The organism is Methylobacterium phyllostachyos, from assembly GCF_900103445.1.
Taxonomy (GTDB): Bacteria; Pseudomonadota; Alphaproteobacteria; order Rhizobiales; family Beijerinckiaceae; genus Methylobacterium; species Methylobacterium phyllostachyos.
On the sequence record NZ_FNHS01000013.1, the window covers coordinates 160,352 to 173,392 of the forward strand.

The window sequence follows — 13,041 nt, forward strand, 5'->3', positions numbered from 1 at the left end:
GGGCGTGAAACGCATGCAGGACCTGGACAAGGCCTTGGCCGACATCGTGGCGATCCGCTCGCAGATCGCCAGGGATACGACCTTCCGCGGAGTCGGCGCGGCGACGATCGCCGCCACCGGTGGACTCGCCCTGGCCTGCGCGACGGGTCAAGCCCTGTGGCTCGGCGACCCGTCGGTCCGGACCGGCCTGTTCTTCGGCCTCTGGGTCGCGGCTGCCCTGGCGGCCTTCGCCATGATTGGGATCGAGGCGGTGCGGCGGACCCGCCGCCTGCATTCCGGCCTGGCCGACGCCATGGTGTGGAACGCCATCGAGGTCTTCCTACCGGCGGCCGGCGCCGGGGCCTGCCTTGCGCTGGTGATCGCCCGGTTCGCCCCTCAGGAGGTTTGGATGCTGCCGGGCCTCTGGCAGGTCCTGGTTGGGCTCGGCCTGTTCGCCTCGGCGCGCATCTTGCCGCGGGGCGTTCAGGGGGTTGGCGCCTGGTACCTGCTCGCCGGCCTCGGCGTGCTGGCCTTCTCGGCGGAGACGCGGCTGCTCTCCCCCTGGACCATGGGGCTGCCCTTCCTGGTCGGTCAGACCTGGCTGGCTGCCATCGTTCACCACGGCGCCCGGGCCTACGATGATGGCCTCTGATCGCGACGATGGCCGCTTCTCCTACGAGGGGCTGGACCGGATCATCCACGAGCGGGCGCGGCTCTCCGTACTGACCTCCCTGGTGGCTCACCCCAAGGGGCTGCCCTTCCCGGATCTGAAGCGCCTGTGCGGCCTGACCGATGGCAACCTGAGCCGACACCTCGCGGTTCTGAGTGAGGCGGACTTCGTGACCCTCCAGAAGGGGTTCGCGCAGAACCGCCCGCAGACGGTGTGCCAGCTGACCGCGAGCGGTCGGCAGCGCTTCATCGGCTATCTCGGCGTCCTGGAACAGGTGGTCCGCGACGCCGCGGAGGCCGCCGAGTCCGGGCCGGAAACGGGGCGACATGGCCTCGATCCGGCCACGAAACCGGCATGAGACCGTTTAATCATTCCAAGATTGTTCATGCCGCCCCGATAAACTTCACCGATACGCTCTGGCCGGGAGACGATACGATGCACAGTGAGGCGGCGCCGAAGGCCCTGCACGCCGCGATCATCATGGACGGCAACGGGCGCTGGGCGACGCAGCGCGGCCTGCCCCGGCTCGCCGGACATCATCGGGGCGTCGAGGCGATCCGGCGGACCGCCGAGGCCTGCCCGGATCTCGGCATCGGCACGCTGACCCTCTACGCCTTCTCGGCCGACAACTGGCAGCGCCCAGCCGAGGAGGTCGGCGGGTTGATGCGCCTCCTGCGCTCTTACCTGCGCAACGAGACCCAGCGGCTCGCCCGCACCGGCACGCGGCTCAGCGTCGTGGGCCGTCGCGACCGGCTCCCGACGGGCATCCCAGAAGCGATCGCGGCCGCGGAGGCCGCCACCGCGGCGGGGACCCGCCTGCACCTGCGGATCTGCGTCGACTATTCCGCCCGCGACGCGATCATCGCGGCGGCGCGACGCCTCCAGGGTGAGGAGGCCGTGACGCGCGAGGATTTTGGGGCGCTGGTGGCGGGGGAGATGCACGGCTCGCCTGTCGAGGTCGATCTGCTGATCCGTACCGGGGGCGAGCAGCGCCTGTCCGACTTCCTGCTGTGGGAGGCGGCCTATGCCGAGCTGCACTTCACCGAGCGGATGTGGCCCGATTTCGGACCCGAAGATCTCGCCGCCGCCATGGCGGAGTTCCAGCGCCGGGAACGCCGGTTCGGCGGCCTGAAGACCGCGGCGGTCCCGGCGGCGGCCTGAGCGGCGCTTGACGAGCGCCTGAAGCCGCGCAGAGGGTTTCTGCCATGAACGAGACCCTTGCCGACCGTCGCATCCTCCTCGTCATCGGCGGGGGCATCGCGGCCTACAAGGCCCTCGACCTGATCCGGCGCCTGCGCGAGCGCGGCGCCAGCGTCTGTCCGGTCCTGACCCAGGGGGCGCAGGAATTCGTCACGCCGCTGGCCGCCGCGGCGCTCGCGGGCGAGCGCGCCCATACCGACCTGTTCGACCGCGCCAGCGAAGCCGAGATCGGCCATATCAAGCTCGCCCGGCAGGCTGACGCCGTGGTGGTGGCGCCCGCCACCGCCAACCTGATGGCCCGGGTGGCGGGCGGCCACGCGGCGGACCTCGCCACGACGATCCTGCTGGCCACGACCCTGCCGATCCTGATCGCGCCGGCCATGAACGTGCAGATGTGGGCGCACCCAGCGACCCGCCGCAACCGCGCGACCCTGGAGGGCGACGGTGTTCACATCGTCGGCCCCAATGCCGGCCGGATGGCCGAGCCCGAGACCGGCCCCGGCCGCATGGCCGAGCCCCACGAGATCGCCGACGCGTTGGAGCGGATGCTGGGCGTGGGCGCTGACCGCCCCCTCGCCGGCCGGCGCGTGCTGGTGACTTCCGGCCCGACCCACGAGCCGATCGACCCGGTGCGCTACATCGCCAACCGCTCCTCCGGCCGCCAGGGCCACGCCATCGCGCAGGCCGCCGCGCGGGCGGGTGCTTCCGTGACGCTGATCTCCGGGCCGGTGGCGATCCCGGACCCGCCGGGCGTCGCTGTCATCCGGGTGGAGACAGCCCGGGAGATGCTGGAGGCCGTCGAGGCTGCGATGCCCGCCGACATCGCGATCTTCGCCGCCGCGGTGGCGGATTGGCGGCCCGAGCAGGAGGCCGGCGCCAAGAAGATCAAGAAGGACGGCACCGGCCCCGCGCCGCTGGCGCTCGCCGAGAACCCCGACATCCTGGCCACGATCGCGCGCAAGACGGTCGGGCGCCCGCCCCTGGTGGTCGGGTTCGCGGCCGAGACCGACACGGTGCTGGACCATGCCCGGGCCAAGATCGCCCGCAAGGGTTGCGACCTGATCGTGGCCAACGACGTCTCGGCGGCGGGGGGCGTGATGGGCGGGCTTGAGAATACGGTCCACCTGATCCACCGCGACGGCGCGGTGGAGACCTGGCCGCGTCTCAGCAAGGACGAGGTTGCCCGGCGGCTGGTGGTGTATCTCGCGGGTATGGTGGCGGGGTGAGGCCACCTTTTTCAGAGGCGCTTGCCAGATCGGAATGCGCTGATCCCTTTCCCGGGCGCGTGCAGCGGCAGCGGAAGGCGGCACGGGAGCCAGCAGAAGACTTCGCGAAGCGTCTCCTTACAATCAGGCTGTGCCGCGTGCGCGGCGCTCTTCGCATTGGGGCCCCGGATTAGGGTCCGCTGCGCTGCACCTGTCCGGGAAAAGGCGGCGGTATGCGCCGATTTGCGTTGCGCCCAAAAAAGCGCTGCCCTGGCCTCAACCGGTGCGAGTCGCTAGAAGGCGCGGCGACGGCCGGCGCGCATGGCGCCGGTTCCAGGGAGAAACCATGCCTCGCCTGTCCCTTATCGCCGGAGCCGCGTTGATCGCCATGAGCACTGCCGCCACTGCCGAGACCGTCACGCTGCCCTCCGGGCTGAAGTATCAGGACGAGGTCGTCGGGACCGGGCCCGAGCCGAAGCCCGGCCAGCAGGTCACCGTCCAGTATACCGGCTGGCTCGACGAGGGTGGCAAGAAGGGCAAGAAGTTCGATTCCTCCCGCGACCGCAACCAGCCCTTCTCGTTCCCCCTCGGCGCCGGCCAAGTGATCAAGGGCTGGGACGAGGGCGTCGCCACCATGAAGGTGGGCGGCAAGCGTACCCTGATCATCCCGCCGCAGCTCGGCTACGGCGCCCGGGGCGCCGGCGGCGTCATCCCGCCGAACGCCACCCTGATCTTCGACGTCGAACTCCTCGGCGCGAAGTAAGGTCACGGCTGCGCGACGGCGGAAGTTCCAAAGGAATGCTGTTCGCGCAGCTGCCCGACGAGCTGTTCAAGCCGCTGGCTTCTCCGAGCCGCGGCTTCAACGCAGCCCTGTTGCTGCACCTGCACCGGCGGGTCCTCGGGGCCGAGCCGGTGCGCAAGGCCGAACTTTTGGCCGAGATCGGCGACTTCGCCGCGGGCTGGAGCGATCCCGAGGTCAGCGGCGACGAGCCGATCTCGGCCGATCCCACCGAGCGCCGCACCGCCCTCTATCGCCGCCTGCTCGACACCGGCTGGCTGATCGAGCGCCGCGAGCGCTACGTGCCGGTGGTCGAGTTCGACCCCGAGGCGCGGCTTCTGCTCGAAGAGCTGTCCCGGCTCGAACGGGGCGAGACCCGCTCGTATGGCGGCGCCGTGCTGGAGGTGCTGGGCGGGCTGGAGAGCGCCCTGTCGGATCCTGGCAGCCGCTCCGAGGCGCTGGCGAATGCCGCCCGGGCGGCGGCGGCGTTCCTGGCCCATGTGCGCGGGCTGGCCGCCGGCATGCGCAAGGTCGAGGAGCGCATCCTGCGCGAGCCCGACCGGGCCAAGACCTTCCGGCTGTTCTTCGAGGATTTCGTCGAGCGCCACCTGATCAGCGACTACCGGACGCTGCACACGCGCTTCAACCCGTTCCGCTTTCGCGCCAGCGTAGTGCGCGAGGCCGGCCGGGCTTTGCGCGACGCTCTGACGGTCCGGGCGCTGGCCGAGGGCCTGATCCGCGAGGGCCGCAGCCCCGATCTCGACGCCGCCCAGCGGGCGGTGCGCGCCGATCTCGCCCAGATCCTCACGGTGTTCGAGGGGCTCGACAACCACCTCGACGCGGTCGATGCCGTGGTGGCGCGGCTGGAGCGCCGGATTGCCGCCGCCCTGCATATCATGGACCGGCCGGATCCCGGCGGCGTCGAGCGCGCTGCCGCGATGCTGCGCGCGGTCGGCGGTTCCGAGATCGCCCCCGACGTCCCGACCGATGTCTCGCTGCTGCGCCCGCCGATCGGCCACGCCCATCTCCAGGTGCCGCGGGCGCGCAAAGCCGCAATCGACATGGAGCCCCTCCCCGACATCGAGGACGATCCCGTGGTCGATGCCTTCGCGGCCGCCAAGGCGGAGTTCCGCCGCCGCACCACCGTGACCCCGGAGAGCATGACGGCCTTCGTGGAGGCCCGGCTCGGCAAGGCGGTGCGGCTGCGCGGATCGCAGATCGCGATCGCCGACGTCGACGACTTCATCGTGTTCCAGCGCCTGCGCGAGATCGACGTGCTGTTCGACGCGCAACTCGGCGCGCGCTACGCCCTCACCCGGCTGCCCGAGCGCGTCGCCAACGGCTGGCTCGATTGTCCGGATTTCCTGCTGGAGCGGCGCCCCGGTGCTTGACGGTTTCCGCGCCATCATCGACGGCGACGAGCCCGCGCCCCCCGGCGCCCGGGCACCTGACGCCGAGGAACTCAGCCGCGCCCTCCAAGTGCTGCTGAAGGGACAGGTGATCTACGCCGACACCCCAAATATCGGCCGCTCCTACGAGCTCGCCCGGCACTACGCGCCGTTCTTCACCGATTACTTCGCCTGCCTCGGCTACGCGCTGACCGTCTCGCACCGCGACCAGATGGTCTCGCTGAGCCCGGCCGCCGATGCGCCGCGTCATGACATCATGTCGGAGCGCCTGCGCAAGGACGAGACCCTGGTGCTGCTGGCGCTCCGGCTCCTCTACGAGGAGGGTCTGCGCGACCACCGCGTCGGCACGGACGGGATCGTCGAGTGCACCACCGACGAGATCGTGGAAAAAATCCGGACGGTCGCCCGCAACGAGCCCCCCGAGGAGGGCCGGCTCGCCGACATCCTGCGGCTCTACGCGCGGCGCGGCGGCCTGCGGCTCGGCGAGCGCGACCGGGTCGAGCGGGTGACGCCGCTCGCGCTCCTGCCGGGTGTGGCGGTGCTGGCCTCGGATGCGTGGCTGGAGCGCCTGCGGGCCTGGACCGAGGCCGGGGAGACTTGAGACCGTCTTCCGGCTGATCAGTTCGGCGCCGCCGTCTTTGCGAGCGGAGCGAAGCAATCCCGTTGGCTCCGCGATTGCCGGCGTCGCGCTGCCCTGGGTCACTACGCTTCGCTCGTGATGACGGCGTGGGATTCTTCGACCGAAGCGTTCAGCCGGAAACCGCGCGGGCGGCCCGATCAGGCCGCCCGCACCGTCGCGAGAAAATGCTCGACCTCGCTCCCGAGCCGGGCCGCCTGCTCGGCCATCGCGGAGGCCGCGCGCAGCACCTGCCCGGCCGCCGCGCCGGTCTCGTCGGCGGCGCCCGCGACCTCCGTGATGTTGTCCGTGACGGCGCCAGTCCCGGCCGCCGCCTGGGCGACGTTGCGGACGATCTCCTGCGTGGCCGCCCCCTGTTGCGCCACCGCGCTGGCGATCGTGGTCGCTGTGGCGTTGATCTCGCGGATCCGCCCGGCGATGCCGTCGATGGCGCGGACGGCGTGGTCGGTCGAACCCTGAATCTGGCCGATCTGCCGACTGATCTCCCCGGTGGCCTTCGCGGTCTGCTCGGCGAGCTGCTTCACCTCGGCGGCGACCACCGCGAACCCCTTGCCGGCATCCCCGGCCCGGGCCGCCTCGATGGTCGCGTTCAAGGCCAGCAGATTGGTCTGCCCGGCGATCTCCGAGATCAGCGTCACGACCTCCCGGATCGACCGGGCTCCGGTGCTCAGCTCCTGCACCAGGCCGGTGGTCGCCCCCGCCTCACGGACCGCGACCTGCGCCAGATCCGCCGAGGCCACCACCTGCCGGCCGATCTCGTCCACCGAGGAGCCGAGTTCCTCGGCCGCCGCCGCCACGGTGTTGACGTTGGCGGCGGCCTCGGCGGCAGCCGCGCGCGCGTCGCCGGAGCGGTCGGCCGTCCGGGTCGCCGTCGCGGTGAGCGCCTGGGCTGTCGCCTGGAGCTGCGTCGCCGCCGCCGTGACCGTGCGGACGATGCCGCCGATGGCGGCCTCGAACCGCGCCGCGAGGTCGCGCATCCCTTGCCGGCGCTGCCCCTCGGCTTCCGTGCGGGCGCGCGCTGCCTCGGCCTCCAGGGTGCGGGTCTGGATCAGGTTCTGCCGGAAGACCTGCACGGCCGCCGCCATGGCGCCGATCTCGTCCCGGCGCCCCACATAGGGCACCGCCGAGTCCGTATCGCCGCCCGCGAGCCGGCGCATGGCGTCGGTCATCACGGTGATGGGCCGCGAGACCCCGAGCAGCGCGTACAGCATGGCGCCCAGCCCGACCGCCAGCATGCCGGCCAGGATCGCAACGGTCATCGTGACTGCGCTGGCCTGACTTTCCCGGGCGGACCGGCCGGCCTCTTCGACGGCTTTGACATGTCGTTCCACCAGGGCGTGCGCGGCCTTCGCGACGTCCTGGTAACGGGCATTCATGGCCCCCCGGTAATAGGACATCGCCGCCTCGCGCTGGCTGAGGCTCATCCCGCGCAGCCGCTCCCAAGCGTAGTGCTGGGCCTTCAGCTTGGCGACCAGGGTGTCGTAGAGCGCCTGCTCGTCCGGCGTGGTGATCCGAGCCTTGTAGGCCTCGACCCGGGCAGCCTGATCCTTCAGCATCTCCTCAACCGCCGCGCGGCCCGCATCGCGCTCGGCCTCCGTGTCCGCCGTGGCGACGCGCACCTGCAGCAGACGCGCTTTCACAGTCAGCGCGCTGATGGTTTCCGCCGCATCCAAGGACGGCATCGCCCGATCGAGCAGCTCGGTCAATTGATGATCGACGAATTTCATTCGCACGATCGTCATTCCACCCTGTATCGCGGCTGCGATAAGCAGAAACAGGAACAGGCTGCTAAGTTTTGTTTTTATGCTTGCACGCATAGTCTTGTCAGTTCTCTGGGCCTCGGTCACGATACCGGGGGTGTCGGCGCGAGCAAGCTGGCAGTTCGCGCAGAACTTGATTCGTTACGGCCTCTGTCACCGGCTTGCATACGCCGCCGAGTCCGGCCAACTGGGCCCGTTGATTTCCGAATCCGGGCCGGCTCACTGACATCGTGTACGTCCTCACCGATATCGCCATCTCGAACTGGTATCTGATCCGCCGCGAGCAGATCCGGCTGCGCGGTGCCGCGGCCCTCGTCGGGCCGACCGGTGCGGGCAAGTCCACGATCTTCGACGCGGTCGGCACGGTGCTGGCCGGCAATAACGCCAGCCGCCTCGCGCTGAATGCCTCGGCCTCGGGGCGCAGCGCCCGCACGGTGCGCGACTATTGCCTCGGCTGGATCAGCGACCCCGCGGAGGGCGGCCGCCCGACCCGGGAATCCTGCGAGACCGTGCTGGCCCTGGTGTTCGAGAACCCGGTGTCCGGCCGCGTCGTCACGGTTGGGCTGGCGCTGGCGGCGCGCGCCGTGGAGCCGAAGGAGACCGTGCTGTCGCGCTTCATCGCGGTCGGGCACCGGTTCGAGATCGCCGATTACGCCCGCACCGCCCCGGGCGGCAGCTACACGGCGCCCTGGAGCGAGATCGCCGGGGATCTGCGGGCCAAGGCGGCGAGCTTCACCGAGTACCGGACCTCCGGCGAGCGCTTCACGGCCGACGTGCTGGCTACCCTGCGGGAGGGCGCGCCGGCGCCGGAGCCGCGCCACTTCTTGCGCAGCTTCGCCAACGCCGTGGCGTTCAAGCCGATCTTCGACACCAGTGCCTTCGTGCGCGCCTTCGTGCTGGAGCCGGAGCCCCTGGACGTGGACCGCGTCCGCCAGTCCATCGCCAACTGGCGCCGCCTGCTGGAGACGATCGCCGAGCTGGAGAGCCGGCTCGCGCGCCTGCGCCGCCTGAAGGATCGCTACGAGGCCTGGAGCGAGTCGGTGCTCGCGGCGGCGACCCACGAGTTGCGGGCGGCCTCCGCCGAGCTGCGCCGCCGCAGCCTCGACCTCGTGGCCGTGCGCACGCGCCTGCGCGAGGGAGCCGACGCCCTGCGCATTGCCCGCGAGCGCGTGGCGACCAGCCGCGGCTTCGTGCGCGACATCGACGGGGAGATCGCCGAGAAGAAGGCGCTCGCCGCCGCCAGCGCCGCCGAGGGGCGGCTCGCCGCCTCGACCCTCGGTCTGTCCATGCTGGAACGCGATCGGAAGGAGCTGACCGGGCGGATCGCCGATCTGGTCGGGCTCGTCGGACAGATGGGCAAACTCCAGCCGGTCGCCCCGATCCTGCGGCAGGGTTTTCCGCAGGCAGCGCGCTTGGCCGAATCCTGCGCCCGGGCCGGGCTGCGTCGGGAATCGCCGCCCGAGGAAATCTTGCGCCCCGAGGGCCCCCTGGCCGAGCTGATCGACGGGCTGGTTCGGCTGCCCGAGTTCGACGAGGCGCTTGAGCGGGCCGCCGAGGACGCGGCCCTGAAGGCCCGCGCCCAGGAGAGCGAGGCCGAGCGTACCGCGCCCCGCACCGGCGCCGGCCCGGCGGCGCGCCTCTCCTCCGATACGGTGGCGTTCCGCGGCGAACTGGAGCGGCGGGGCATCGACGCTGTGCCGATCTGCGAGCTGGCCGAGATCGTCGATCCGACCTGGGGGCCGGCCCTCGAAGGCCTGCTCGGGCGCGCCCGGGAGGCGCTGGTGGTGGCGCCGGATCGGCTCAACGAGGCGCTCGGCGTGCTCCAGTCGGGCCGCGACCGGTTCCACCGCTGTATCCTGGTCAAGACCACCGACACCGCCAAGCAGCGCGCCCGCCGCTACGATGACGGCCCGCTCACGGTGATCGAGACCAGCGATCCCCACGCGGAGGCGTTCCTGGGCGTGCGGCTCGGTGGCTACGATTTGGCGAAAGATGACGCCGAGCTCGCCCGCCTCGCCCGGGCGGTGGCGCCGAGCGGGCGGACCACCGCCGGCATGGCCTATTCGGTGACGCGGAGTGTCGATCTGCTCATGACCCGCGGTCAGCGCGGGCCGACCGCCGACAGCCGGCGCGTCCATGAGGCTGCGGTCGCGGAGGCGCGGCGCCTGCGCGGTGAGGCGGCGGTGCTGCGCGAGGCTGCCCGCACGGCGGCCGCGATCCGGGCCCGTATCGCCCGGGGCCTCGACGACATCGATACGCTCCGGGCCGAGCTCGACGGGCTCGACGGACGGCGGCGCACCCTCCAGACCGAGCGCGAGGGCATCGAGAAGCGCGACACCGCCGGGCTCGCCGCCGAGATCGCCGCGCTGACGACGGAACGGGTCGCCTATCTGCGCGAGCTGTCGGAGGAACTCGAACCCAAGCTCGACCGCCTGCTCGCCGACGAGGCCGCGTTGCGCGCTCGGCTGGTGACCATGCGCGAGGCTACCCGTGCCGCCCTCTCGGCGCGGCGCGCGGCCCTGCGCCAGCTCGTAGGCGGTGATGCAGCCCGGGTCCGCGTCGCCCGCTCCGAGACGTTCGATGTCGAGGTGATCGCCGAAGCCCGGCGCGCGCTGACCGGCCTCGACGCCAAGGCCGCTGGCTCGCGGGCGACCGCCGAGCGGGGCCTCGCCCGGGAGGCCGCTGAAGCCGCACGGTCGCACGGACGCGTCGCCGAGCGCGAGCTGGCCGAGGCCTGCGCCGCGTGGCGGGTCGAAAACCCCCTGAACCAGGGCGACGCACCCGCGATCGACGGTTTCGCCTGGGTCCGGCGGGAATACGAGGCGGTGGAGGGCCACGAGTTGCGGCGCTACCGGGCCCAGGCCGAGCGGGCCGAGGTCGAGATGCGACGCCTGATGACCGAGGATCTGCTCACCCGCCTCGCCGACCGGTTCGAGCGGGTTCAGGCCCGGCTGGAGGCGCTGAACGAGCGGCTCTCGGCCCGCAGCTTCACGGGCCAGACCTACGCGTTCGAGGCGGCCGTGGACCGGCGCTACGCCGCGGTTCACGCGTTGGCCACCGAGACCGCCCGCTCGCCCGAGGCCGCGCAGGCGCTGCTCGACGGCGCGGCCGAGGGCCCGATGGCGGCGGCACTCGCCGAGATCACCGCGCTGATCGCCGGCGAGGAGGATGCGGCGCGGCTCGCGGATTACCGCAATTACTTCGTCTACGAGATCGGCATGCGCGACCGGGCGGGCAACCGCACCACCATGTCGGCGCGGGCTTTGCGCGGCTCGGGCGGCGAGGCGCAGGCGCCGTTCTACGTGGCGATCGCAGCCTCGCTGGCGAGCGCCTATTATCCCGGCGACCGTCCGGGGGACGAGAACCCGGGACTCGGCCTCTGCCTCCTCGACGAGGCCTTCTCCAAGCTCGACGTGCGCAACAGCCAGGCGCTGGTCGATCTCTACCGGGCCTGGGGTCTGCAACTTTTGATCGCCGCCCCCGAGGACAAGCGCACGACGCTGACGGAGGTGATGGACACCATCGTCACCGTTTACAAAAGCCCGGACCTGACTTCGGTCCGGATCGAGGCCGAACACCCGTTGGAGGCGGCCCGTCGGGCGCTGCACGCGATCAACCCGGATCAGGTCGGGATCGAGGGGTTTCGGCAGGCGGACGCGGCGGAGTGAGGGGCGGGACAGCCGCGCCCGCCGCGGCCGGGTTACCGGGCCGCGCCTTCGGCTGGTGGCGGACGATGGGCGCAGCGCCGCTCGCGCGCCTCAGATGTAGCTCGAGGCCAGTGCCGGAGAACCCTCCAGCGCGTGGGCGAGCCTCTCCAGGCGGTTGGTGATCTGCTGCCGGGTCGAGGGGCCGCCGAGGCAGAGGCGGACCGCCTCCGGGGGCGCGCCCGTCACGCAGAACGGATCGCTGGCGACCACGCCGAGGCCGGCCGAGCGGCCCTGGCTGGCGAAGGCCGAACGCGTCCAGCCCGCCGGCAGGGTGATCCAGGCGTGGAAGGCGTGCGCATCGGCCGTGTAGGTCTCGGGCGGGAGCAGCGAAGCCGCGATGCGCTGGCGAGCGGCCGATTCATCGCGCACGAACTGCACGATGGCCTCGGCGGTCCCGTCGTTGATCCAGCGCGTCGTCAGCGCCGTCGCGATCGGCGAGGCCATGACGGTCGCGGCCCGCAGGGCGCCGCCGAGCGGCAGGGCCGCCCGGGCGCTCGGGGCGACGAGATAGGCGAGGCGCAGGCCCGCGCCCAGGCACTTGGCGAGGCCAGCCACGTAGTAGGTGATCTCGGGGGCGAGTTCCGCGAAACTCGGTGGCGGCGTCGGGCAGATGCGCGCGTAGGCGTCGTCCTCGATGATCGTCACGGCATACCGGCGCGCCACCGCGATGATGGCTTCACGCCGCGACCGGGACAGGGTCGCGGTGGTCGGGTTCTGCAGCAGCGGGTTGAGATAGAGCGCCTTCGGAGCGGCCTTGGTGCAGGCCGCCGCGAAGGCGTCGGGATCGATCCCATGTCGATCCATCGGCAGGCCGAGGAGGCGCAAGCCCCGGTGCGCCGCCATCGTCCGGATGCCCGGATAGGTGATGCGCTCGGCGCAGATCGTATCCCCCGCCCGGGCGACCTGGCCCAGCACGCCGAACAGGGCGCTGTGGCCGCCCGGGCAGATCAGCAGGCGCTCGCGCGTCGCGACGATCCCGCGGCCCCTGAGCCAGCGCAGGGCCGCCTCCTTGTCGTCGTCGGTCCCGCCGAAACCCTGGTAGCGCAGCAGGTTGGCGAGGTCGCCGGACAGCTCCGCGAACGACGTTCGCATGCGCGCCTGCAGGGCCGGCTGATCGGGCTCGGGCGGCAGGTTCATGGTGAAGTCGACCGGACCGACCCGGCCCGGCCGCGCGGGGCCGGCCGATCGGGCCGACCGCGCCGGATCGACCACGAAGGTGCCCTGGCCGACACGCCCCTCGATCAGGCCGCGCTTGTGCGCCTCGACATAGCCACGGGAGACGGTGGTGAAGTTCAGGCCGATCGCCTCCGCGAGGGCGCGCTGTGTCGGCAGGCGCATGCCGGGGCTGAGGCGCCCCGTCCGGATATCGTCCGCGAGGGCCTCCGCGATCGCCAGATAATGGGGTTTGCCCCACCGCTTCAGGTCCGGCGTCCAGACACTCGCCATGCCGGTCCGCCTGTCTGGCCGCCCCTCCTGCTCCGTCGGGTTCATCGGTTCCGCGCCCAGACCATCAAGATGCAATCATTGCTTGATTGTATGGTCTGCAAGCACCGTACCGCGCCACGATTTACCGAGTTTGCGAGGCTCATCCATACAAGCCATACAAGGGATGGCGCTCCGACAAGCAAAACATGTGCATGGATCGCGCAAGCAATGATACTTCGCTGAGCGCCTGGGCGAAGATGCTGGTGGTTGG

Annotated in this window: 10 protein-coding genes; 8 read left to right on the forward strand and 2 right to left on the reverse strand. The window is 71.6% G+C overall.

Annotation, left to right across the window (positions count from 1 at the left end):
* Window positions 1–13: 13 nt before the first annotated feature.
* From BLQ49_RS20830 to BLQ49_RS20860, 7 genes are all read left to right on the forward strand, one after another.
* Entirely contained in the window at window positions 14–631 is a 618-nt protein-coding gene (locus BLQ49_RS20830; RefSeq protein ID WP_091719202.1) for a hypothetical protein, read from the forward strand.
* The gene (locus BLQ49_RS20835; RefSeq protein ID WP_091719204.1) at window positions 618–1,007 is read left to right on the forward strand and encodes a transcriptional regulator; all 390 of its coding nucleotides are present in this window, start codon (window positions 618–620) and stop codon (window positions 1,005–1,007) included. The genes BLQ49_RS20830 and BLQ49_RS20835 overlap by 14 nt, the downstream gene beginning before the upstream one ends.
* 77 nt (window positions 1,008–1,084) lie before the next feature.
* On the forward strand, window positions 1,085–1,810 hold the full coding sequence (locus BLQ49_RS20840; RefSeq protein ID WP_091719206.1) for a di-trans,poly-cis-decaprenylcistransferase: 726 nt from the start codon (window positions 1,085–1,087) through the stop codon (window positions 1,808–1,810).
* Window positions 1,811–1,854: 44 nt separating this feature from the next.
* Window positions 1,855–3,075, forward strand: coding sequence for a bifunctional phosphopantothenoylcysteine decarboxylase/phosphopantothenate--cysteine ligase CoaBC (gene coaBC, locus BLQ49_RS20845; RefSeq protein WP_091719208.1), 1,221 nt, complete (start codon window positions 1,855–1,857; stop codon window positions 3,073–3,075).
* Window positions 3,076–3,400: 325 nt separating this feature from the next.
* A complete protein-coding gene (locus BLQ49_RS20850; RefSeq protein WP_091719210.1) occupies window positions 3,401–3,817 on the forward strand; it encodes an FKBP-type peptidyl-prolyl cis-trans isomerase in 417 nt (138 codons plus the stop codon).
* Between the two features lie 35 nt (window positions 3,818–3,852).
* Window positions 3,853–5,223 (forward strand): Wadjet anti-phage system protein JetA family protein, encoded by a 1,371-nt coding sequence (locus BLQ49_RS20855; protein WP_091719212.1) that lies wholly within the window; start codon window positions 3,853–3,855, stop codon window positions 5,221–5,223.
* On the forward strand, window positions 5,216–5,842 hold the full coding sequence (locus BLQ49_RS20860) for a DUF4194 domain-containing protein (RefSeq protein WP_091719214.1): 627 nt from the start codon (window positions 5,216–5,218) through the stop codon (window positions 5,840–5,842). Before BLQ49_RS20855 ends, BLQ49_RS20860 begins: the two co-directional genes overlap by 8 nt.
* A 176-nt stretch (window positions 5,843–6,018) precedes the next feature.
* Here BLQ49_RS20860 and BLQ49_RS20865 read toward each other — a convergent pair whose 3' ends face one another.
* A complete protein-coding gene (locus tag BLQ49_RS20865) occupies window positions 6,019–7,695 on the reverse strand; it encodes a methyl-accepting chemotaxis protein (protein ID WP_091719216.1) in 1,677 nt (558 codons plus the stop codon).
* A 173-nt stretch (window positions 7,696–7,868) separates the two neighbouring features.
* Here BLQ49_RS20865 and BLQ49_RS20870 point away from each other — a divergent pair, with 173 nt between their 5' ends.
* Window positions 7,869–11,306 (forward strand): SbcC/MukB-like Walker B domain-containing protein, encoded by a 3,438-nt coding sequence (locus BLQ49_RS20870; protein ID WP_091719220.1) that lies wholly within the window; start codon window positions 7,869–7,871, stop codon window positions 11,304–11,306.
* Between the two features lie 90 nt (window positions 11,307–11,396).
* Here BLQ49_RS20870 and BLQ49_RS20875 read toward each other — a convergent pair whose 3' ends face one another.
* Entirely contained in the window at window positions 11,397–12,836 is a 1,440-nt protein-coding gene (locus tag BLQ49_RS20875; RefSeq protein WP_244507702.1) for an aminotransferase-like domain-containing protein, read from the reverse strand.
* Window positions 12,837–13,041 lie beyond the last annotated feature (205 nt).

Bases quoted from the DNA above. Each gene is read 5' to 3' on its own strand.
- BLQ49_RS20840 (WP_091719206.1), top strand. From the start codon at position 1,085: ATGCACAGTGAGGCGGCGCCGAAGGCCCTGCACGCCGCGATCATCATG.
- BLQ49_RS20855 (WP_091719212.1), top strand. From the start codon at position 3,853: ATGCTGTTCGCGCAGCTGCCCGACGAGCTGTTCAAGCCGCTGGCTTCT.
- BLQ49_RS20865 (WP_091719216.1), bottom strand. From the start codon at position 7,695: ATGCGTGCAAGCATAAAAACAAAACTTAGCAGCCTGTTCCTGTTTCTG.
- BLQ49_RS20830 (WP_091719202.1), top strand. From the start codon at position 14: ATGCAGGACCTGGACAAGGCCTTGGCCGACATCGTGGCGATCCGCTCG.
- BLQ49_RS20850 (WP_091719210.1), top strand. From the start codon at position 3,401: ATGCCTCGCCTGTCCCTTATCGCCGGAGCCGCGTTGATCGCCATGAGC.
- BLQ49_RS20835 (WP_091719204.1), top strand. From the start codon at position 618: ATGATGGCCTCTGATCGCGACGATGGCCGCTTCTCCTACGAGGGGCTG.
- BLQ49_RS20875 (WP_244507702.1), bottom strand. From the start codon at position 12,836: ATGAACCCGACGGAGCAGGAGGGGCGGCCAGACAGGCGGACCGGCATG.
- coaBC (WP_091719208.1), top strand. From the start codon at position 1,855: ATGAACGAGACCCTTGCCGACCGTCGCATCCTCCTCGTCATCGGCGGG.